This window comes from Bradyrhizobium sp. CCBAU 45394, assembly GCF_028128655.1.
Lineage (GTDB): Bacteria > Pseudomonadota > Alphaproteobacteria > Rhizobiales > Xanthobacteraceae > Bradyrhizobium > Bradyrhizobium diazoefficiens.
Genome location: NZ_LBIX01000161.1, coordinates 40,900 through 62,439 on the forward strand (window position 1 = coordinate 40,900; position 21,540 = coordinate 62,439).

A 21,540-nucleotide genomic window follows, 5' to 3' on the forward strand; every position below is an offset into this window, starting at 1 on the left:
TGCCGGCACAGCCGACCGGATCGGCGGTCGCAATCGCCACCGACAAGGCCTATTGGACGGCCGTGAAGGGGCTCTATGCCGTGACGCCGATGTCGTCAATCTGGAGAACGGCTTCTGGGGCATCATGGCCGAGCCCGTGCGGCGCGAGTTCATCCGTCTGTCCGATATGGTCAACTATCAGAACACCTATTACGCGCGGCAGCGCGCGGGCGCGGATTTCGAGGCCGTGCGGGCCAGGGTGGCGGATGCGGTTGGAGCTGCGCCCGAGGAAATCGCGCTCACCCGCGGCGCCACCGAAGCGCTGCAGCTGCTCATCGGCGGATACAACAAGCTGAGGCCCGGCGACAGCGTGCTCTACGCCGACCTCGACTACGATTCGATGCAATACGCCATGAACGCGCTCAAAGCGCGCCGCGGCGTCGACGTGGTCAAGTTCGACGTGCCGGAGCCGGCCACCCGCCAGGCCGTGCTCGACGCCTATGCCCGCGCCCTCGAGGCGAATCCGAAGACCAGGCTTCTCCTCCTCACCCATGTCAGCCATCGCACCGGCCTCGTCATGCCGGTCACCGAAATCGCCCGCATGGCCAAGGCGAAGGGCATCGATGTCATCCTCGACGCCGCTCATTCCTGGGGACAGATGGACTTCAGGGTGGGCGAGCTCGAGGTCGACTTCGTCGGGTTCAACCTGCACAAATGGATCGGCGCGCCGGTCGGCGTGGGCTTCCTCTACATCAGGAAGGATCGCCTCGCCGACGTCGACCGTGACCTTGGTGACGAGGATTTCCCGGCGACCGACATCCGCTCGCGCGTCCACACCGGCACGGTCAATTTCGCGACGGTGCTGACGGTGCCCGCGGCCGTCGAACTGCATCAGCAGATCGGCGCTGCGGCGAAACAGGCCCGCCTGCGCTACCTGCGCGACTACTGGGTCAGCCGCGTTCGCGGCTTCAAGGACATCGAGATCCTGACGCCGGATGAGGCCGGCCTCTATGGTGCGATCACGTCCTTCCGCATCGCCGGCAAGACGAGCAAGGTCGACAACGACGCCACCGTGGCGAAGCTCAGGGACACCCACAAGGTCCTGACGGTTCGCCGGGCTGGCGTCGCCAAGGGCCAATGCATCCGCGTGACGCCGGCGCTCTACACCGAGGAGGCCGATCTCGACCGGCTCGTCGAGGCGCTTGCCGCCATCACGGGTACGAAGTCGGGCTGAACCCGCGCGGGGCGGAGTGCAATCGGCCAGCGCATCGACAATCATCGCGTGATCGCCGGCACATATCATTCGAGCCGGTCAATCTAGCTTGTTGTCAGGTGGTTCGCAGTGAGCCACCAGGCAAAGGACAAGACTCATGCGCAATTACATCCTTGTGGCTCTCGCAGCGATCGCATTGGCAAACGTGGGGACGCCCTCGAACGCGACGACCATCGTCCGCGACCATCGCGACCCGCCCGTCGTGCGCGACCACCGCAATCAGACCATCGTTCGCGACCACCGCAATCAACCGGAGGTCCGCGACCACCGCCACTAGACGTCCTTGCGACGGAGCCGAACCCAATCGGTTCGGCTCCGCTTCGCGGTTCAAGCCACTGAGACCGCGCTTCGTATTTTCCCCCGCGAACTCCCTTGAGGCCCACCGATCGTCTGCGTGTGGCGCGGATGTCCATTCGCGATTGTGAGGCTTGAGCACGAGCCACGTTGCCGTCTCCGTGCTATTGCTGCTCCCCGCAACTTCCCGCGAGGACACTCATGCTTCCCCTTCCCGCCGACATCTTCACCGAGCCCGAGAACGTCTCGCCCGACGGTCTCGCCAACCTCGGCCCGCTGCGCCGTCTCGCAGGCAGCTGGCAGGCCAAGAAGGGGATCGACGTCAACCCGAAGGCCGAAGGACCGGAGCGGCGGACCTTCATCGAGCGCATTCGGATGGACCCGATTGATCCGCAGGCCAACGGCCCGCAGCTGTTCTACGGCCTGCGTTATCACATCCACATCAACACGCCCGAGGAGGACATCACCTTCCACGACCAGGTCGGCTACTGGCTGTGGGAGCCCGCGACCGGGCTGATCATGCAGACGCTGGCGATCCCGCGCGGGCAGGTGCTGCTCGCCTCGGGCAAGGCCGGACCTGATGACAGGAAAATTTCGGTCACGGCGAAGCGCGGCGACACCGCTTACGGGATCTGCTCGACCGACTTCCTGGAACAGGCCTTCCGCACCGACGCTTACCGCTGCGACGTCACCTTCAACGAGGACGGAAGCTGGACCTATCTGATCCAGACCGAGTTGTTCGTCCGCGGTGCGCCGTTCAATCATCACGACACCAACACGCTCCAGCTCGTTGCGCCGCCAAAACTCAATCCGCTCGCGGCGATCGTCAACGATCGCGCCAAGAGCGGCGGCAGCGGAACGGCGGGTTGAGCGCGGTCCGGAGATTTGCATGAAGCCGTACGTCATCTGTCTGATGCATTCCAGCCTGGACGGCCGCACGCACCCCAGCCGCTGGCGTCCGAAGGGCGCGGGCACGGACTGGTTCGAGAAGATCCACGACGAGCTCGGCGGCGATGCCTGGGTCATCGGCCGCGTCACCGGCTCGGAGTTCGCCAAGGGCAAGCCTTATCCCGCCGGAACGGCCGGGACGTTTTCGCGGGAGCCGTGGTTTGCGCGGCGTGATGCAAAGACCTATGGCGTCGTGCTCGACGCGCAGGGCAAGATCGGCTGGGGCCGCTCCGATATCGGCGGCGATCCGATCGTCGTCGTGCTGACCGAGGGCGTGCCGGATTCGCATCTTGCAGGCCTGCGCGGCGAGGGCGTGTCCTACATCTTCGCCGGCAAGTCGGAGATCGACCTCGCACTGGCGCTGGACATTCTCAACCGCGAGCTCGGCGTGAAGCGCCTGCTGGTCGAGGGCGGCGGCGTCGCCAATGGCGCGTTCCTGCGCGCCGGTCTCATCGACGAATTCAATCTCATCCTCAGCCCCGCGGTGGATGGCGCAAGCGGCGCGCCCTTCGTGTTCTCTTCGACGGAAGCCGACAGCGACAAGCGCGCGCCCCTCGCCGCGATGACGCTGGAGGGGGTGCGGGAGCTCGGCAGCGGTGTCCTGCTGCTGCGCTACCTGATCAAGAACGATCCGCAGGCCGTGGGTAAGTAAAAGCATCGGCATGTCGGACAAACCACAGCATATCGTCATCGTCGGTGCCGGCGCGGCCGGCCTGATGGCGGGGCGCGAGCTCGCGCGCGCGGGCAAGAAGGTGACGGTCCTGGAAGCACGCGAGCGCTGCGGCGGGCGCATCCACCCGCTGCCGGCGGCGGAGTTCGGCTACCCCGCCGATGGCGGCGCCGAATTCGTCCATGGCGATGCCCCGGTGACACGCGCCCTGCTGCGCGAGGCGGGGCTGTCCCTTCAGGAGATCGAAGGCACGCTATGGAGATTTGACGGTGCAAATTTCTCGCGTGAGGATCGCCATGATCCGCACGAGGCGGAGCTGCATGCCGTGCTCGGGAATTTGAAGGACGATCTCACCGTCGCCGATTTCCTGCGCCGTCATTTTGCCAGACCCGAGTATGACGGACTGCGCTATTCGATCGAGCGGATGGTCGAGGGCTACGATGCCGCCGATCCCGAGCGCGCCTCCACGCTGGCGCTGCGCGAGGAATGGATGGACGGCGGGCTCCACACGCAGGCGCGCATCAATGGCGGCTATGGCGCGCTGATCGATTTTCTCGCCGCCGAGTGCCGCAGGCATGGCGCGGCGGTCCGCCTCGGCTGCGTGGTGTCGGCGATCGAGGACGAGGGCGGCGCGGTGGTCGTTCGCGGTGCCGGCGGCGAGGTGCATCGCTGCGACCGCGTGATCCTCACGGTGCCGCTGCCGCTGCTGCGCGAGATCGCGCTTCCGGCGAGCGTGCGCGCGAAGGCGGCGGCTGCCGACGACATCGGCTTCGGCAACGTCGTCAAGATTCTGCTGCGGTTTGCGCGGCCATGGTGGCGCGAGCGAAAGCCGGATCTTGCGGATATGACCTTCCTGCTGTCGGACCGGACCATCCCGGTGTGGTGGACGCGCCATCCGGATCAGCATCCCGTGCTCACCGGCTGGTTCGGCGGCCCGCGGACGGCGGAGCTGCAAGGCCTCGATCCGCAGGCGTTGATCGAGGCCGGGCTTGGTTCGCTCTCCACCATCTTCGGCCTGTCGCGCGAAGACGTCGCGCGCGATCTCGTCGCGGCCACGGCGACCAATTGGGGGCAGGATCCGTTCGCCCGCGGCGCCTATTCCTGGGCCACGCCGCGGACGCGCGCGGCGCAAACCATGCTCGCGCGCGCCGATGGAGCGGTGCTGTTCTCCGGCGAAGCGCTCTATCGCGGCCGCGACATGGGCACGGTCGAGGCGGCGCTGGCGAGCGGGCTGGAGACGGCGGGGATGATCTTGCGCGGATGAAAAAAGGCCCGCGTGGTCGCGGGCCCTTCGTTCGCAGCCGATCGCCGGCTTACCAGCGGTTGCCGCCGAAGCTGAAGGTCACACCCGGACCGCCGCCACCATAGTATCCGTACGGGCCGCCGCCGTAGTAACCGTGGTGCCGCGGGTAATAGCCGTAGCTCCGGTAGTGCGGACGATAATAGCCATGGTGGTGATGGCGCCATTGATGATGGCGATAGCCATGATGGTGGTGCCTGTGCTGCGCGCTGATGTCGGTCGGCTGGCCTCCCCGCGCGCTTTGCTTCGCGCTTGTGGTGTTGGCCGCGTTCGCCGCCGATCCGCCGGCAAGCGCCGCGGCACCGACGGCCATCGCGACAATGAGATACTTCATGTCATCACTCCAGTTGAATGTCGTGTGACAACACATGGGCGCTGGTTGCGTTCCGGCCAGTGCGGGCGTCGAAACGACGCAGCAGGCGCTGTCCGATTCGGCGCGGATGATCGCGCGGCGTGAGATTTATTGTCGCATCACCGGCATTGATCGCACTGCTGCCATCACTTCGCCGCGAATGATGCGATCACCTCGCCCGCGGTGACGATGCGCGCGAACTCGCCGTTGAGATTCGACAGCGTCATCGCATGGATCTCCTCGGCGGAATGTGCGTCGCCATCGGGTCCGATCCGGTCGAAGGTCCAGGTCGCATCGCGCACGAGCCGCGTGTCGAATCCGAGATTGCCGGCCATCCGCGTCGTCGTCTCCACGCAATGGTTGGTGGTGGCGCCGCAAATGACGAGCGTGGTGATGCCGCTTGCGCGCAGGCGCGTCTCGAGGTCCGTGCCGATGAAGGCGCTGTTGACGCGCTTGACGATCACCGCCTCGCCGTCCTGTTCGCGCGCCTCGTCCTTGACGGCGTAGCCAGAGCGCGATGGCAGAAACGACGAATTTGGCTTCGTGCCCTCGTGGCGGATATGAAAGATCGGCGCACCGTTTGCCCTGAACGCCGCGAGCAGATCGACGATGCGGGCCACCGCGTCCGGATTGTTGCGGCGCTTGCCCGCCGCCTCCCATTCGTCGAACGCGCGCTGGACGTCGATGACGATAAGGGCGGGGAGGGGGTGCGGCATGATCGGACCTTTCGGACGGCTTGTCGGGCCGAGTATGCGAGGCGATCGGGGATGCGCAATGCCAATCTTCCCTCGTTTCGCGACGTCATTGCAGGTCCGTGGCCCGGATTGCGCTGCGCTCCATCCGGGCTACGTCGACGTTCCTACGGATGCGGATCGGGAAAGCCGTGGCGTTCGGAGAGCGCGGCGAGGATGGCGTCCTTGTCGGCGATGAAGGCGCGGCCGCGGTGGGTGCCGGTCTGGTGCCGCGATGTCGCGCCGTCTGCCAGCACGAGCAGCGGCAGCGACTGGTTCTCCTCCCCGACCAGCGCGATCACGGCCTGCCGCGGCTGCGGCCACGCGATGCGCTCGACGTCGAGCTTTTCGGCGAGCGCCGGAAACGAAGCGAGCACGCCCTCCATCAGCGCGCAATGCCAGCAATAGAAGCGCCGGCCCGGATAGGCCGGGTCCTCGAACCCCGGGCGCAGCAGAAACAGCAGGTCGCGCGTCATGGATCGCTCCGAAGCATGGCCGCCTTGCTGAGGATCAAGGCGGCGAGGGCTGGCCGGCCTAGTGTCGAGTCCCCAGATTCATGGGAATCGACGGTGAAGGAAAGGACGCCATGCCGGGGCCGATCAGTCAACCGCAGACGCTCGCCGACGTGAAGACACTGCCTGAGCTGCTGCGCTGGCGCGTCGAGGCGACGCCGGCGGCGGAAGCCTATCGCCATTTCGACGCGCATGCCGGGCGCTGGGTCAGCCAGTCCTGGCACGAGATCGACGCGGAATTCGAGCTGTGGCGGCGGGCGCTGGCCGCGGAGAATTTTTTGCCGGGCGAGCGCGTCGCCATCCTGATGCCGAACGGCATTGCGCATATCGCGATGGACCAGGCGTCGCTGTCGCGCGGTCTCGTGCCGGTGCCGATGCATGCGGTCGACAACCCCGACAGCATCGCCTACATCCTCGCCGATTCCGGCGCGCTGCTGCTGTTCGTCGATACGCTGGCGCGCTGGCAGGCGATCGTGGCCACCGGCCAGCCGCTCGATGCGCTCAAGCGCATCGTCTGTGCCGACATGACCGGACCGGTGCCGGCCGATGCACGCATCGTCGCGCTCGACCCGTGGCTTGCGTCCGCGCCTGGCGCGACCGCGCCATTGTCCGACGTCGCGGTGGCGCCGGACGATCTTGCCGCCATCGTCTACACCTCGGGCACGACCGGGCGGCCGAAGGGCGTGATGCTGTCGCATGACAACGTTGTCGCCAATGTGAAGGCGATCGCGCATCGCATCGCGGCGTCGCCCGACGACGTCTTCCTGTCCTTCCTGCCGCTCTCGCACACGTTCGAGCGCACCGGCGGCTATTACTATCCGATCGCGGCCGGGGCCTGCGTCGCCTATGCGCGCTCGGTGCCGCAACTCGGGGACGACCTCAAGCATGTGCGGCCGACGGTGCTGGTCTCAGTGCCGCGGATCTACGAGCGCGTCTACGCGCTGATCATGCAGCACCGCGCATCGGCCGGAAGCATCGAGCGGGCGCTGCTCGATCTCACGATTGCCGTCGGCGGCCGGCGGTTCGACGCGCGGCAGGGACGCGGCGCACTGTCGCTGCTCGACCGGCTGGCCTGGCCGCTGCTGAAGCAGCTCGTCGCCGACAAGGTGCTGGCGCAGCTCGGCGGCCGGTTGCGCGTCGCGGTTTCCGGCGGCGCGCCGATCGCCGAGCCCGTCATTCGTCTGTTTCTCGCACTCGGGCTCGACATTCTCCAGGGCTACGGCATGACCGAGACCTCGCCGGTGGTCTCGGTCAACACCCCCGAGGACAACGATCCGCGCTCGGTCGGCCATGTGCTCGACGGCGTCGAGGCCAGGCTGGGTGAGAACGACGAGCTGCTGGTGCGTGGCCCAAGCGTGATGCTAGGCTACTGGCACAAGCCCGAGGAGACGCGCCGCGTGAAGGAGGCCGATGGCTGGCTGCACACCGGCGACCAGGCCCGCATCGAGAACGGACGCATCACCATCACCGGCCGCATCAAGGATATCCTCGTGACGTCCACCGGCGAGAAGATCGCGCCGGTCGATCTCGAGACCGCGATCCTGGCCGATCCCCTGTTCGAGCAGGCGCTGGTGGTCGGCGAGCAGCGTCCGTTCCTCGCCGCGCTGGTTGTGCTCAACGCCAAGGCCTGGGTGCAGGAGAAGGAAAGGTTGGCTGCGAGCGGCAAGCAAGGCGGTGCGGCGGAGCGGGCCGCGCTGCTTGCGCGAATCGCAGCGGCCGTGAAGGCCTATCCGTCCTACGCGACGCCGCGCGCGGTATGGTGGACGCTGGACCCCTGGACCATTGCCAGCGGCCTGCTCACGCCGACGCTGAAGAACAAGCGCCCCGCGCTCGAACACCGCTTCGCCGAGGAGATCGCGCAGATCTACGCGAAGAAGCCGGCCTGATCTTCGCCTCTCCCCGCTTGCGGGGAGAGGCCATATCGCATCGAAGATGCGATATGGGTGAGGGGGAGCCTCCGCGAGTATAACTCTCACCGTCATTGCTGAAGCAGCCCCTCACCCCGACCCTCTCCCCGTAAGAACGGGGAGAGGGAGAGAAAGAGAGCGCTCACATCCTCTTGAACGCCGTGTCCATCGCGCTTGATCCAGCGCAACTTCGCGCGCTGGCCCTCATGCAATGTCGCCGCGAAAGTTCGAATTGCAATCGAGGCAAGTCATGAAGGCGTATTTCGTCGGTGGTGGCATCGGATCGCTCGCGGGCGCGGCGTTCCTGGTTCGCGACGCGCAGCTGCCGGGTCGCGACATCGTGATCTACGAGGCGCAGCCGCTGGTCGGCGGCAGCCTCGACGGCGCAATGCTCGCGAACGGCGCCTATTCGCTGCGCGGCGGGCGCATGCTCACCACCGACCATTACGAATGCACCTGGGACCTGCTGTCGAGCATCCCCTCGCTCGAGCGTCCGGGCCTGAGCGTGCGCGACGAGACCGTCGCGTTCAACGAGGAGAACCCGGCGCATTCGCGGGCGCGGCTGGTTGACCGCAACCGCTTCAAGATCGACGTCTCCCACATGGGCTTTTCCGCGCGCGACCGGCTCGAGCTGCTGCGGCTCACCGAGGCCTCGGAGGAGACGCTCGGCAACAGCCGCATCACCGACTGGCTGTCGCCAAAATTCTTCGAGTCCAATTTCTGGTACATGTGGCAGACCACTTTCGCCTTCCAGCCCTGGCACAGCGCGGTCGAGCTGAGGCGCTATCTGCACCGCTTCATGAGCGAATTCCCGCGCATCGAAACCCTCGCCGGCGTCAAGCGTACCGTCTACAACCAGTATGACGCGATCGTACAGCCGCTTGCCGACTGGCTGAAGCGGCAAGGCGTGCAGTTCGTGCGCGGCACGGCCGTCACCGACATGACGCTCGAAGACGAGGGCGGACGCGTGCGCGTCCGCCAGCTGGTGCTCGATCGCGACGGCCGCACCGCCAACGTCCGCATCGAGGACGGCGATCTCGTGTTCTTCCAGAACGGCTCGATGACGGATGCTTCGAGCCTGGGCACCATGACCGAGCCGCCGCCGCACCTGACCAAGGCCGACAGCCAGGGCTGGGCGCTGTGGGAGACGATCGCGCAAGGACGTCCCGAATTCGGCAATCCGTCCGCGTTCAACAGCTCGATCCCGGAATCGTACTGGCTGTCCTTCACCGTCACCTGCCGCGATCCGCGCTTCTTCGACAAGATGGAGGCGTTCTCGGGCAACAGGGCCGGCACCGGCGGGCTGGTGACGTTCCGGGATTCCAACTGGTTGATGTCGGCGGTGCTGTATCATCAGCCGCATTTCGCCGGCCAGCCGAAGGACGTTCAGGTGTTCTGGGGCTATGCGCTGCATCCGGACCGCATCGGCAATTTCGTCGGGAAGCCGATGTCCGAGTGCGGCGGCGCCGACATCCTGAACGAGCTGTGCGGGCACCTGAATTTCGATCGCGACGTGTTCGAGACTGCGACCTGCATTCCCTGCCGCATGCCCTACATCACCAGCATGTTCATGCCGCGCAACGTGACCGACCGGCCGCTGCCGGTGCCCAGGAATTCCGTCAACCTTGCCTTCGTCAGCCAGTTCGTCGAGATCCCCGACGACGTCGTGTTCACCGTCGAATATTCGGTGCGCGCGGCGCAGATGGCGGTCTATCAGCTCATGAAGATCGAGCGCCCGGTGCCGCCGGTGACCCGCCATGACAAGTCGCTCGCGGTGATCTTCGCGACCCTGGAGAAGGCGTTCGCTTGAGGCTTTCGCCGGGATGACGTCGCCGGCGCACGCGACGGCGCCTATCGCGGCGCTGCCAGCGGCAGGCTGACGTGAAAAACGACGCCCCCTGACGGGACGTTTTCGGCCCAGATGCGGCCGCCATGCGCCTGGACGATGGTATGCGCGATCGAGAGGCCTATGCCCATGCCTTGCGCCTTGGTCGTGAAGAACGGCTTGAAGATCTCGGCGACTTTCTCCGCGAGGATGCCGTCGCCCTTGTCGGCGATGGAGACAAGGGCGAGGTTGCCCTCGGTGAGACTGGTTCGTCCGACGACGCGGCGCCGCTCGTCCGGAAGATGGGCCACAGCCTCCATGCCGTTCACGACGAGATTGAGGATGGCCTGCTGGAGCTGAATCTTGTCGCCTTTCACGCGAATGTCTGCGGACGACGGTTGCATGACGAGTTCAACATCGTGGGTCAGGGCCTGCACGGAGAGGAATCGAAACACCTCGCCGACAGTGGCATTGAGGTCGAGCTCGCGCCGTTCGGCCGGGTCTCGCTTCAGAAACGAGCGCAGCCGGCCGATGACTTCGGCGGCCCGCTGATCGTCACGGCGGATGTGGTCCAGGATGTCCCTGATCTCGCCGAGGTCGGGCGCCGGACTCTGTAATATCTGCTGGGCCGTCTCGGCATTGATCAGAATGGCGGCGAGCGGCTGGTTCAGCTCGTGTGCGAGCGAGACGGACATCTCTCCCGCGGTCGCGCGGCGGTTCATGTGGGCGAGCTCCGACATGCGCTGGCGCGCCTCGACCTCGGCCACGAAGCGCAGACGGCGCTCGCGCAGCAGAATGGTGATCATCAGCGCCTGCACCAGCACCACGCCTGCAACGATCGCGGAGTGCCAGTAATACTGCTCCCAGAAGGTCGGTTGGCGGAAACGCACCTCGCTGCCGGGGGGCAGATTGGCTTCGTCCACATTCCAGCGTTTCAGCTGCCGCCAGTCGAAGATCGGCCTCACGTTGTTTCCGCTGAACGGTGCGATGCTCGAGGGCGCTTCGCCGTCGAGGATCCGCATCGCCACTTCGCCGGCTTCTCGCCCGATGATTTCGGGCAGCAGCAGGAAGCCACCCACGCCCGACCGTCCGAGGAACGTATCGGACGTTATGATGATCGGGCGGTTCGCACTCTCGGCAACGCGTGCGAGCGCCGAGGCCGGGGCGTAATAGGTGCCTTCGCCGTCGGAATACATCGCCGAGGTCAGGATCGCGGAGCGGTCGGGCAGGGAAGCGACGCGACTGCGGACCTCACGCAGCACCGCGCCGGACAGATCGATGACTTCGAGATCGGGCATTGCGGCCGCGAAGTCCTGCTTCCAATGTCCGTACACCAGCGGATTCTTCCAGGCCTCGCCCACCAGGACGACACGCGTCAGGTCGGGAACGATTGCGCGCGCTGCGGTCAGGAGGTGTGTCGGCCTCACTCTGGCGAAGACGGCCGTCGTATCGGGCAGGAACAGCGCGCGCGTCTCAGGCAGGTCGGGAACGAAGCCGTATACCACGGGCGCGGCGGGCCAGATGTCCTGCTTCCGCTTCTGAAGGAATTTCGCCGATGCGACGCCGATCGAAACGATGACGTCGATCGGCCGCTGCGCATATTTGGTCTTGAGGTGACCGACCAGGCTCAATTCATAGTCCGGTCCCGGGAAGCGGGCGAGATCGAGGCTTTCGCCGTAGATCACCGTGTTGCTCTTCCCGTTCTGCTTCGCGGCGGTGCGGATTCCGGCAAAGATCTCCGAATAAAAGGGCGAGCGAAAATCGGCTTCTTCCAGAACCAGGACCGAACGCTGCTGGGGGCCGTCGGCTGCGACGCATTCATGCGAGAGGCCAGCGAACAAGCAGGCGATCAGGATGCGCGCGAGCCCGCGGATCACGCGCATTGCCGGACTCTCGGCCTCGCCTCTGGATGCAATCGGGTCTCCTCAATGAGGATGCACGCGAGAGCATAACCGCCTGACCTGGAGTTTCAACGGAAGGATGCGTGCTCACCCCGGTGACAAGCAGGGCGACACAAGGGGCCGCTACTTGAACGGATCCTGGATCGACGGCGACGATTGCCTGATGCGGCGCACGCTTACCGGCGTGCCGTCGGAGACGAACAGGAGCTCGTACTTCCGGCCCTCGCTGTCGGTGGCGGAGCAGGTGACGTCTGTCACCTTCCGGGCGGCGAAATTGCCGGTCTGGCGGCAGATTCCGGTGGAGGTCTGCTCCGCCGGCACCGGCAGGCCGTCGACCTTGGGCCGGTCCTTGGAGTTGAGCAGCATGCGGTCGATCGGCAGCTCGTAGGAGTTGTCGTCGGCCCGCTTGCCGTTCTCGCCGGAGAACGACACGACGTGGTTCGCATCAGTGGGGTCGTCGACAGCGACGGCGAAATTGACCCGGCCCGTGTCGCCATGGGCGTAGGCCACCGTCTTACAGGCAAGGGTACGCCCCGCGACCTTGAGCGTCTTGCAGTGGCCGGACATCAGCGCCAGCAGATCGATGAAGGCGCTCTGCTGCACGGGCTGATTGTTGACGGGAATCGGCCTGGAAGACTCAGCAAAACAAGGGCTTGCGAGGACAACGAAGGCTGCTGCGAGGGCCGGTCGGCAGAGGCGCATCGTGAGGCTCATAGGCCAGGGGACCGCGGAAAGGTTCCGCTCAACAACCATCGAACCGCAAATTGGTTGCGATCCCGTTTGTGCCGCCAAGCCTGTCTGGAATACCACCGCGCCACCCATCGGCGATTCGCCCAAAATCGCCCAACCATCCCGGCAGGCACTTGCCGTCAGGCCAGTGTTTTTTTCGTGGCAGGACCGGAGGGTCACGCCGCCTGCTTCATGGTCCTGGCAAAGGCCGGGTAAGTCTCGGCGAGCTCGTCGAAAATTCGGCCGCGCAGCAATGCCAGGGTTGCGGAATCGGGCCGCGCGGTTTCCCGCACGACCTCCGGTTCTTCATAGGTGAAGCCGGTATTTTCCCTGACGTCGGCCGGCGTGAAGGGCGGATGCACCGAGCGCAGGGCGAAGCCGCCTGCCTCGCGGTCGAAGTCGAACAGCGCCATGTTGGTCAGGAGCGCGTACGGCCCGCCGCGGCGAGGGACCTCCGGTGTGGTCGCCCGGGCGCTGACGAAATCGACCTTCGGCACGAACACGCGCGGGGTGTGCTCCTCGCGAAACAGGATCACGCGCGGAATGAGATGATAGAGATAGGCCGAGCCGAACGAGCCGGGCCAGCGCACATCGGTCTTCGGGTAATCGCCGGTGCCGACGAGGTTGATGTTGCCCGCGCCGTCGATCTGGCCACCGCCGAGAAAGAACGCATCGACGCGGCCCTGCGCGGCGCAGTCGAACAGCTCGATGCCGCCATTGGTGAAGAAATTATGCCGCTGCGATCCCAGGATCGAGATGCGCACCGGCGGTTTGCCACAGAGTTCGTTGCGTGCGCGCAGCAGCATCGCACCGGCCGCGGGGATCGGCGACGATGCGCCGACCGCGACGTGACGGATGCCGTCGAGCAGGTCGGCGATGGTGGTGATCAGGATTTCGCGCCGTTCGCGTTCCGATGACATCAGGCCACCTGCTTGCGATGGGACAGGAAGGTCGAGAGATAGGCTCGGAAGCCGTCCTCGCTGCGCGCCATCGCCGCATAGCGCGCGATCTCGGCCTCGTCGGCAGGATATTCGTTCCACAGCGCCAGCGGCCAGGCGCCGCGCTCGGCAACCGCGATGGCGTCGACATAGAGCGAGGGCAGCACGCCGGCGGCGGAATCCTCCGTCTCGAACAGATCGCGGTCGACGATGCGTTCGACGGTGACCAGCGTGCGCTTGGCGGCATAGGCCATGGTGGCGAGCTCGCGGAAACGGCCGATCCTGATATTGCCGGCACGGTCGGCCTCCGGCGCATGGAACAGCGCAACGTCGGGCTTGATCGCCGGCACCACCACGACCTTGCGCGCCTCGCCGACCGGGCTGTCGATCACCTTCCAGTCCGGCCGCACCTCGAGCAGATCGCTGCCGATGATGCCGGCGATCGGCATGAAGGGCACGCCGTGTTGCGCCGCCATCAGGCCGGCGTGAATCGCGGGGCAGGTGGCATCGCGCAGCGTTACGCTACCCGCCCGCACCGCGGCGCCGAAACGCGGCGCGCCGCCGGCTTCGCCGAGCGAGATGGCGCTGGTCTCGAGCGTCTTGACCGCACCGGCACCGATCAGGAGATCGGCCTGCATGCCGCTGATGGGGACGCAGACCAGATGAAGATTGTCGATGCCGGCCGCGATGATGGCGGCGGTCGCGGCCATCGCGACGCCGGAGCGGTCCACGGGGACGGCCAGCGATTGCCCCGATGCAACGCGGCCGGCCAGCGCCTCCAGTGCAACGATCTCGGTCATGGGCGTCCTCCGCTTTGTTTTTCTTATCCTGCCTCAAGCCATCGCCGCCTGCCAGCGCGTATCGCGCAGGGAGGGGCGGCGATGCAGGCGGGCGTCGAGCATGCTGCGGGCGCGCGCCAGCTCGCCGCCGCGCATGAGGGCGACAATAAAGGTGTCCTCGATCAATTCGCGCTGGGCATGGCTGCCGCCGATGCGGACGACGTCGGCGAGCACGGGTGCGAGCGTCCGCACGCAGGCCGCATAGTCCGCGTCCGCAAAGGCCGCCAGCGCGCGGCAGATCGCCGGCACCACGGGGCCGGCCGGCAGCTTGCCCTCGACGACCCGCTGCTCGATCACGGCAAGGCGCGCGGCGAGCGCGCCGCGGTTTTGCGTTGCGGCGGCGAATAGCGCCATGTGGACGTCGGCGAACGGCAGGCTCGATTTCGGAAACAGTTTTTGCGCGGCGGCGTCGGCGTCAAGCCAGAGTTCCTGCGGCACGGCGTGGCCGTAAGCAGACAGACGCCAGAGCAGCGAGGCGCCGTCGGTGACGACGTTGAGCGGCGGCGCCTGCGTCGCGGAGGGCTGCAGCACGTCGGCATAGATCGCAAGTGCGCGTGCGGCGTCGCCATGCTCGAGCGCGCCGAGCGCCTGGTGCCAGCGGATGTGGCCGTGCAGGATTCCGGCGCGGTCGTAAGTGGGAATCCACTCGTCGACGAGACGGTCGGCCGCCTCGATCGAGCCGTCCTCGAACATCGCATGCAGCACGGCGTGCGCGGCATGGGCATTCTGCCGGCGCAGGGCGAAGCCGCGCTCGGTGATGCCGCGGCCGCGGGCTACGTCGCCGTTCTCGATCATCGCCCAGCCGGACATGGTGAGGAACCACCAGTCTTCGCCATAATGCCGCGCGACGCGCTCGCACAGCTCATGCCGCGCGCGGTCGTGATCGGCCATGCCGGAGAAGGCGAACAGGCCGAACGCGCCGAGCGGCAGCGACAGCACCACGGCATCGCGCGGCCATGCCTCGACGTGTTTCAGCGTCGCCGCAATCGCCTCGGGCAGCCGTCCCTCGATCGCCAGCGCCAGGGTCTCGACATGCGAACGCTCGCGCTCCGTGCCGCGCTTTGCAACGAGCTCACGCGCGCGTGCCGCTTTCTGTCGCGCGAGGTCGCCCTGCTGGTAGAAGGCATGCAGGCGGGCGCGGGCGATAAGGGGAAGCGCAAAGTCCGGATCGGCGGCGATGGCGCGCTCCAGCGTCTCCGCCGTACCGGTCCAGCCCGCCAGCATGAGGTCGACGCCGTCGCGATAGGCGGATGCCGCTTCGTGCGAGTTGGTGGAGAATGGCAGGCCGTATCGATCTTCATGCGCCATCGTCGCCTCCCGCTGTTATGCCGTTCGCGCGCGGCGGCCTTCGATCGGATAGGCCGGGTCGTTGTAGCCCGGTGTCGAGGGATGGCCCGGCGTCACCAGGCGGTCGATCAGGGCTTCGTCCTCGCTGGTGAAGCGATAGTCGAGTGCGCTGATGTAGCCGTCCCACTGCTCCTCGGTGCGCGGGCCCGCCACAATCGAGGAGACGAAAGCGGAGTTCAGCACCCAGGCGACCGCGAACTGGCCGGCGGTGATGCCTTTCTTCTCGGCGTGGCTCTTGATCTCCTGCGCGAGCTGGAGCGACTCCGGCCGCCATTCCGTCTGCATCATGCGGGTGTCGTTGCGTCCCGCACGCGTCTCCTTGTCCGGGGCTGCATCCGGCTTGTACTTGCCGGTGAGCACGCCGCGCGCCAAGGGGCTATAGGGCACGATGCCGAGGCCGTAGTAGGCGCAGGCCGGAAAGTGCTCGACCTCGGGCATGCGGTTCATCGCGTTGTAATAGGGTTGGCTCACCGCGGGCCGGTCGATGCCGAGCCGGTCGCAGATGTTGCAGATCTCGGCGACGCGCCAGGCGCGATAGTTCGAGACGCCGAAATAGCGCACCTTGCCCGCGCGGATCAGATCGCCCATCGCGCGCACCGTCTCCTCCAGCGGCGTCGCATGGTCCTCCTTGTGCAGATAGTAGATATCGATGTGGTCGGTGCCGAGCCGCTTGAGGCTTTCGTCCGCGGCCTGCAACACCCAGCGCCGCGACAGGCCGACGCGGTTGGGATCGTCGCCCATGGGGTTGGCGAGCTTGGTCGCCAGCACCCAGGCATGGCGGTTGTTGCCGATCGCGCGACCGACGACCTCTTCGGAGCCGCCCTTCGAATAGGCGTCGGCGGTGTCGATGAAATTGATCCCGGCATCATGCGCCTTCGCGATGATCCGCGTTGACGCGGCTTCATCGGTCGGTCCGCCGAACATCATGGTGCCCAAACAGATCGGCGAGACTTTCAGGCCAGTGCGGCCGAGCTGGCGGTATTGCATGGGCGGATCCTCGCTGCTTCTTGTGGGGGCAGCATAGCCATCCCGCTCCGTCATTGCGAGCGCTGCAAAGCAATCCAGAGATGCGTCCGAGGAACGCGTCTGGAGTGCCTCGCTGCGCTCGCAATGACGAGGTTGGGGGAGCGCCGTTGTTTCCCCATCGTCGTCCTGGACAAGCGAGCGCTTGGAAACGCGTAGCGTTGTCCAATTGCGAGCGCCGATCCAGGACCCATTACCCCAGGAATTGGTTTTGCGAAGATTCGCGGTTACCGGTTCGCGCTGCAATTTCTCTCAGGGGTAATGGGTCCTGGCTTTCGCCAGGACGACGGCGGAACGCGCCGTTACGCCGGCCCCTTCAAGATCTTGAACACGCCGTTGGCCATCACCACACAGCGGTTGTCCACGCTGACTTCGGTGCTCATGAAAATCAGACTGCGCGTCGCGCGCACCACGCGCGGGCGGGAGATCAAGATGTCGCCGATCTGGCCGGCCTCGACGAAATGGGTGTCGAGCTGCACTGTCGCCATGAACTCCTTGCCGGAGACGTAGCGGGCGGTCATGCCGCAGGTGCGGTCGGCGAACGTCATCATCACGCCGCCCTGGACCATGCCGCGGCGGTTGTGATGCTTGTCCTCGGTGGCGAGTGCGAATTCGTAGCGGCCGTCGACCTTGCGCTGCCACAAGGGGCCGATCAGGTGCAAGAAGCCCGTGGTCTCGAGGATGGTCCAGCCCTCCGATTTGAGCCTTGCGGCGGCCTTGTTGGTCATCTCGTCGTCCATTCCTCTGCGGGCCTTGCGATCTCATTTCATCGGGGGCGGACGTGGTGTAGTCAAGCATGATGAGACCGTTCGACGATGCCACACGGCGGAATATCGCGGTCGCCTGCGCGGCCTTCACGCGGCTGCCGGAAGACGGCGCAGCGCCTTCGCTGAAGCGCGCCGCGGTGGCGGTCGCGCTGACCGCGGCGGGCGAGGGGGACGACACCGCGTTCCTGCTCACGCTGCGCGCATCGCACCTGCGCGCTCATCGCGGCCAATGGGCCTTGCCGGGCGGACGCTGCGATGCCGGCGAGACGCCGGTCGAGGCGGCGCTGCGCGAGCTCGACGAGGAGCTCGGCCTTCGCCTCACCAGCGCGGAGGTGCTCGGCACGCTCGACGATTATCCGACCCGCTCCGGCTATCTGATCACGCCGGTGGTGGTCTGGGCCACGGCCGCCGCCGCCATCCGTCCGAACCCGGACGAGGTCGCCTCCGTTCATCGCATCGCGCTCGCGACGATCGAGCGCGACGACGCCTTTGATTTCACCGCGATCCCCGAAAGCAGCCGCCGAGTGATCCGCTTTCACCACCAGATGAGCCTGATCCACGCGCCGACGGCGGCGTTGATCTACCAGTTCCGCGAGGTGCTGGCGGGGCGGCAGACCCGCGTGACCGAGCTGGAACAGCCGGTGTTCGCCTGGAAGTGACGATGGTAAACGGCGCGTTAACGTGACGGTTACCGGATGCCTGTTAAGAGAGCGGCATGCATCATTCGATTCGAAAGAGCCTTGCGCTGGTTCCATTCGCGCTCGTCCTGCTCGCGCCCGCCGCGCGTGGCGGCGCGTCCGACGCGCTGCCGCCCGCCGTCCGCGATGCCAAGGCCCAGCTCCTGTCGCAGTTTTTTGCGCAAGGCGGGGCGTCGCCCGCCGTGCTCGAATATCGCCGCAAGCTGCAGGAATATCAGGCCGCGCGCGCGGCCTTCGACGAGGAAGCCGGTGCCTATTGGGGCCAGATCTCCGAGAAGCGAAAGACCCGCAATGCCAAGCGGCGCGGCGGGCAGCAGATCACGCTCGACGATTACGTGCTGGAGCATCCGCCGCTGTATAACGGGCCGAAGCGGCCGGTGAATCCGGAGCCGGAGGAAACGCCGGAGCGCCCGACCAAAAAGCCGATCCCCGTCGTCGCCGATCTGCTGCGTGCGGCGCAGGAGCTCTACCAGTTCACGCCGCAGCGCCCGTCCAGCGAGGTCGAGTTCAAGCGCGCCTATGCGCGCTACGCGCTCGCCTCCGGGCTGACGCGCGAGCAGGCCGTGCGGGTCTATTCGTTCGAGACCGGCGGCACCGGCAGTTACGACGTGCAGGCGGGCATCGAGCATGGCGGCAAGCGCGCGATCTCGACCGCGATGGGCTACAACCAGCTCCTGACCACCAACAGCGTCGAGCTGCTGGCCGAGCAGGGCCATGAATTCATTCGCGCGCTCTCCGACAAGGTGGCGCGGACCTCGGGCCCGGCGCGGCAGTCGCTCGAGCACAAGCTCACCGTGCTGAAGAAAATGGTGGCGCATGCGAAGTCGGTGCCGGACACCTGGTCGGAGCACGAGAAGATCGGCAACACCGCGCAGGGCTGGGCGATGCATGCCATGGTGCTCGACGTCGATATCGGACCGATGCTGCAGACCCACAAGCTGCTGACGTCGGTGCTGTTCGCGCGCGCAAAGGGCTACGCGCGTCCGCTCACGGCGGCCGAGCTCGAGATGATGAACCTCACCGGCGACGGCACCGGCCTCGACATGGTGACGATGCCGCAGGCGATGCGCGACCAGGTGCCGACCTCGAACTTCTTCCAGCGCGGCGGCTACGAGCGCAACCCGGTCGCGATCCGCCACAACACGGTGGCGAAGCTGCTCGCGGTGACGGATACGCGGATGGACAGCAACAGCAACAATGCCGGCGCGCGGGAGCTGGCGGGGGCGTTTTAGGACGCTGCCGTAGGGTGGGCAAAGCGAAGCGTGCCCACCGCTTTCGACCAGAGTGTGCTGACAGGTGGTGGGCACGGCGCTAACGCGCCTTTGCCCACCCTACGGTGCCGTGCCTACTGATCCGGCCCGAACTTGAACTTGCCGTCGCCTTCCAGATACGGGCCGCTGCGCATGTAGAGCTGGCCGTTGTGGCCGATGAAGAACAGCGTGCCCTTCGGCACCTTCTTGGCGCCCTTCAGCAGCTCGCCGGCGTTGCTGGTGCCCATCTTGTAGGAATAAGTCTTGCCGTCCCTGTCATAGGCGTAGCCCATGTCGGGCTTGAGCTCCCAGGGCGTCGCCTCGGTCTGCGCCAATGCGGGTGCTGTGAATGCGCCGAGCGCGGCTGCGATTGCAAATGCCTTCGTTGAAAATGCCATGATCCTATCCTCCCCATCGTCGGGGTGCCCGGCTTGAACAAATCACGAACGGCATTTTCGGGTCAATTCGCGAAAGCGCCGCGGCGCATCACGTCTTGTCCAGCAGTTTGTGATTTTCCCTTCGTCCCCTCGCGACTATGTTCCGCTTTCCGTCTAGAACGCAATTCGACAAAAATATTGGTGGGGATGATTCGAATGAACCATGTCATTAAAGCCTGCTCGGCTGCCGCGCTGTTGCTTACGGCGCTGGCACCGGCCGCCCGGGCCGATGATTACCAGCTCAGCCACAACCAGCGGATCTCGTGCAGCCGCGGCCTTGCCCCGGGCAAGCTGAACACGGCGACCTGCAAGTCCTACACCTATCTCTTCAACACCAGGACCTCGGAATATTTCCGCTGCCAGGTCTCGCTGGCGCTGACCCGGGACAACAAGGAAGTCATCAACGTCCAGACCGACGGCGGCTGCACCAAGAAGCCGCGCATCTTCGAGACCGATGGACATTACGACTTCGACGCCACCGAGACCGAGCCGCCGAACACCAATTCGTTCTTCGGCCCCGGCGGCTACTCGGTCTGGGCGGCTGACGTCACCGCGCAGAAGGTGCGCGGCTGCATCATCATCTCCTCCGGCCTCGGCTCCGACATCTCCAAGTGCCTGGACATGACGTTCCAGTGAGCAGATAGCGCGCTCGAACACGATGCGTTCGGGCGCGCCGCGATCCGGCTGCGCCACGTCGCCGCACCCGTCGGGTTCCCCAAAAGTCGAGCCGGAACGGCTGTTTACCGCAGTCCTGTTTTGCCTATTGGATGGGTTGACCCGCCCCCCTCATCCGGCCAATTTCCCCGCCGGTTTGGGGAGTACAGAAATCATGAAACGGACGATTTTCGGCGTGGCCGCGGCTCTTGCTCTGGCGGCGTCGGCGCCTTGCGCGCATGCGCAATCCTTCATCAACGTGCTGACCGGAGGCACCTCCGGCGTCTACTACCCGCTCGGGGTCGCGATCGGGAAGATCTACGGCGACAAGATCCCGAACGTGAAGACGCAGGTGCAGGCCACCAAGGCGTCGGTCGAGAACCTGATCCTGCTCCAGCAGGGCCGCGGCGAGCTCGCGTTCACGCTGGGCGACTCGCTCAAGGCGGCCTGGGACGGCGACGAGGAAGCCGGCTTCAAGACCAAGCTCGACAAGCTCAGGACCATCGGCGCGATCTATCCGAACTACATCCAGATCGTCGCGACCACCGAGAGCGGCATCAAGACGCTGGCCGACCTCAAGGCCAAGAGCCTGTCGGTCGGCGCGCCGAAGTCGGGCACCGAGCTGAACTCCCGCGCGATCCTCAGCGCGGCCGGCATGAGCTACAAGGACCTCGGCAAGGTGGAGTATCTGCCGTTCGCCGAATCCGTCGACCTCATGAAGAACCGCCAGTTGGGTGCGACGCTGCAATCGGCCGGGCTCGGCGTGGCCTCGCTGAAGGATCTCTCCACCTCGAGCCCGATCACGGTGGTGTCGGTGCCGAAGGAGACCGTCGACAAGATCGGCCCGCCCTTCATCGCGGCGACCATTCCCGCCAACACCTATACGGGCCAGGACAAGGACGTGCCGACCGCGGCCGTGGTCAACTATCTCGTGACCAGCTCGGCGGTGTCCGACGATCTCGCCTACCAGATGACCAAGCTGGTCTACGAGTCGCTGCCGGAGTTGCAGAATGCCCACGCGGCCGGCAAGGAGATCAAGCTCGAGACGGCCGCCACCGGCAGCCCGGTTCCGCTGCACCCCGGCGCGATCCGCTATTACAAGGAAAAGGGGCTGATCAAGTAATTCTCCGCTGTCATTCCGGGGCGGCTCGCAAGAGCCGAACCCG

At 66.1% G+C, this 21,540-nt stretch carries 22 protein-coding genes; 11 read left to right on the top strand and 11 right to left on the bottom strand.

The genetic code is table 11. The features are described from left to right. Window positions 1-52 precede the first annotated feature (52 nt). The 5 genes from WN73_RS19745 (at window position 53) to WN73_RS19765 (ending at window position 4,428) form a co-directional block, all read left to right on the top strand. The gene (locus tag WN73_RS19745; RefSeq protein ID WP_271554473.1) at window positions 53-1,213 is read left to right on the top strand and encodes an aminotransferase class V-fold PLP-dependent enzyme; all 1,161 of its coding nucleotides are present in this window, start codon (window positions 53-55) and stop codon (window positions 1,211-1,213) included. Window positions 1,214-1,349: 136 nt separating this feature from the next. Next, complete coding sequence (locus WN73_RS19750; RefSeq protein ID WP_271554475.1) at window positions 1,350-1,529, top strand: hypothetical protein; 180 nt, start codon at window positions 1,350-1,352, stop codon at window positions 1,527-1,529. A gap of 218 nt (window positions 1,530-1,747) precedes the next feature. Next, entirely contained in the window at window positions 1,748-2,416 is a 669-nt protein-coding gene (locus tag WN73_RS19755) for an FABP family protein (RefSeq protein ID WP_271554477.1), read from the top strand. Between the two features lie 19 nt (window positions 2,417-2,435). Then, window positions 2,436-3,146: a RibD family protein gene (locus WN73_RS19760; protein ID WP_271554479.1), complete on the top strand. Its 711-nt coding sequence runs from the start codon at window positions 2,436-2,438 to the stop codon at window positions 3,144-3,146. Window positions 3,147-3,156: 10 nt separating this feature from the next. After that, a complete protein-coding gene (locus tag WN73_RS19765; protein WP_271554481.1) occupies window positions 3,157-4,428 on the top strand; it encodes a flavin monoamine oxidase family protein in 1,272 nt (423 codons plus the stop codon). Between the two features lie 49 nt (window positions 4,429-4,477). Here the strand turns inward: WN73_RS19765 and WN73_RS19770 are convergent, their stop codons facing one another. From WN73_RS19770 to WN73_RS19780, 3 genes are all read right to left on the bottom strand, one after another. Continuing rightward, window positions 4,478-4,798, bottom strand: a complete 321-nt coding sequence (locus WN73_RS19770) for a hypothetical protein (RefSeq protein ID WP_028173622.1) — start codon at window positions 4,796-4,798, stop codon at window positions 4,478-4,480. A 164-nt stretch (window positions 4,799-4,962) separates the two neighbouring features. Further along, window positions 4,963-5,532 (bottom strand): cysteine hydrolase family protein, encoded by a 570-nt coding sequence (locus WN73_RS19775; protein ID WP_028173621.1) that lies wholly within the window; start codon window positions 5,530-5,532, stop codon window positions 4,963-4,965. Between the two features lie 143 nt (window positions 5,533-5,675). Further along, window positions 5,676-6,023: a DUF3088 domain-containing protein gene (locus tag WN73_RS19780; RefSeq protein WP_028173620.1), complete on the bottom strand. Its 348-nt coding sequence runs from the start codon at window positions 6,021-6,023 to the stop codon at window positions 5,676-5,678. Between the two features lie 110 nt (window positions 6,024-6,133). On the opposite strand from WN73_RS19780, the gene WN73_RS19785 reads away from it, so the two are divergent. Both WN73_RS19785 and WN73_RS19790 read left to right on the top strand, forming a co-directional pair. Further along, a complete protein-coding gene (locus WN73_RS19785) occupies window positions 6,134-7,945 on the top strand; it encodes an AMP-dependent synthetase/ligase (RefSeq protein WP_271554485.1) in 1,812 nt (603 codons plus the stop codon). A gap of 232 nt (window positions 7,946-8,177) precedes the next feature. Continuing rightward, the gene (locus WN73_RS19790; protein WP_271554487.1) at window positions 8,178-9,776 is read left to right on the top strand and encodes an oleate hydratase; all 1,599 of its coding nucleotides are present in this window, start codon (window positions 8,178-8,180) and stop codon (window positions 9,774-9,776) included. 41 nt (window positions 9,777-9,817) lie between these two features. Here WN73_RS19790 and WN73_RS19795 read toward each other — a convergent pair whose 3' ends face one another. The 7 genes from WN73_RS19795 to WN73_RS19825 form a co-directional block, all read right to left on the bottom strand. Continuing rightward, window positions 9,818-11,674 carry a sensor histidine kinase gene (locus tag WN73_RS19795; RefSeq protein WP_028173617.1) on the bottom strand — a complete coding sequence of 619 codons (1,857 nt, stop codon included), beginning with the start codon at window positions 11,672-11,674 and terminating at the stop codon, window positions 9,818-9,820. Window positions 11,675-11,815: 141 nt separating this feature from the next. Beyond that, on the bottom strand, window positions 11,816-12,394 hold the full coding sequence (locus WN73_RS19800; protein ID WP_271554488.1) for a hypothetical protein: 579 nt from the start codon (window positions 12,392-12,394) through the stop codon (window positions 11,816-11,818). A 203-nt stretch (window positions 12,395-12,597) separates the two neighbouring features. Beyond that, a complete protein-coding gene (locus WN73_RS19805) occupies window positions 12,598-13,341 on the bottom strand; it encodes a CoA transferase (RefSeq protein ID WP_271554490.1) in 744 nt (247 codons plus the stop codon). Continuing rightward, window positions 13,341-14,159, bottom strand: coding sequence for a CoA transferase subunit A (locus tag WN73_RS19810; protein WP_271554492.1), 819 nt, complete (start codon window positions 14,157-14,159; stop codon window positions 13,341-13,343). Before WN73_RS19810 ends, WN73_RS19805 begins: the two co-directional genes overlap by 1 nt. A gap of 33 nt (window positions 14,160-14,192) precedes the next feature. Further along, window positions 14,193-15,506, bottom strand: coding sequence for a tetratricopeptide repeat protein (locus WN73_RS19815; protein ID WP_271554493.1), 1,314 nt, complete (start codon window positions 15,504-15,506; stop codon window positions 14,193-14,195). A 15-nt stretch (window positions 15,507-15,521) separates the two neighbouring features. Beyond that, window positions 15,522-16,532 carry an aldo/keto reductase gene (locus tag WN73_RS19820; RefSeq protein WP_028173612.1) on the bottom strand — a complete coding sequence of 337 codons (1,011 nt, stop codon included), beginning with the start codon at window positions 16,530-16,532 and terminating at the stop codon, window positions 15,522-15,524. Between the two features lie 338 nt (window positions 16,533-16,870). Continuing rightward, window positions 16,871-17,296 (bottom strand): PaaI family thioesterase, encoded by a 426-nt coding sequence (locus tag WN73_RS19825; RefSeq protein WP_038965339.1) that lies wholly within the window; start codon window positions 17,294-17,296, stop codon window positions 16,871-16,873. A gap of 68 nt (window positions 17,297-17,364) precedes the next feature. On the opposite strand from WN73_RS19825, the gene WN73_RS19830 reads away from it, so the two are divergent. Further along, window positions 17,365-17,994, top strand: coding sequence for an NUDIX hydrolase (locus WN73_RS19830; RefSeq protein ID WP_271554496.1), 630 nt, complete (start codon window positions 17,365-17,367; stop codon window positions 17,992-17,994). A gap of 56 nt (window positions 17,995-18,050) precedes the next feature. Continuing rightward, entirely contained in the window at window positions 18,051-19,265 is a 1,215-nt protein-coding gene (locus tag WN73_RS19835) for a hypothetical protein (protein WP_271554498.1), read from the top strand. Between the two features lie 113 nt (window positions 19,266-19,378). Here WN73_RS19835 and WN73_RS19840 read toward each other — a convergent pair whose 3' ends face one another. Beyond that, window positions 19,379-19,681: a hypothetical protein gene (locus WN73_RS19840; RefSeq protein WP_028173608.1), complete on the bottom strand. Its 303-nt coding sequence runs from the start codon at window positions 19,679-19,681 to the stop codon at window positions 19,379-19,381. 195 nt (window positions 19,682-19,876) lie between these two features. Between WN73_RS19840 and WN73_RS19845 the strand changes: the two genes are divergently transcribed. Together WN73_RS19845 and WN73_RS19850 are read left to right on the top strand one after the other, a co-directional pair. Further along, the gene (locus tag WN73_RS19845; protein WP_028173607.1) at window positions 19,877-20,356 is read left to right on the top strand and encodes a hypothetical protein; all 480 of its coding nucleotides are present in this window, start codon (window positions 19,877-19,879) and stop codon (window positions 20,354-20,356) included. 193 nt (window positions 20,357-20,549) lie between these two features. Further along, window positions 20,550-21,497 carry a TAXI family TRAP transporter solute-binding subunit gene (locus WN73_RS19850; RefSeq protein ID WP_028173606.1) on the top strand — a complete coding sequence of 316 codons (948 nt, stop codon included), beginning with the start codon at window positions 20,550-20,552 and terminating at the stop codon, window positions 21,495-21,497. Window positions 21,498-21,540 lie beyond the last annotated feature (43 nt).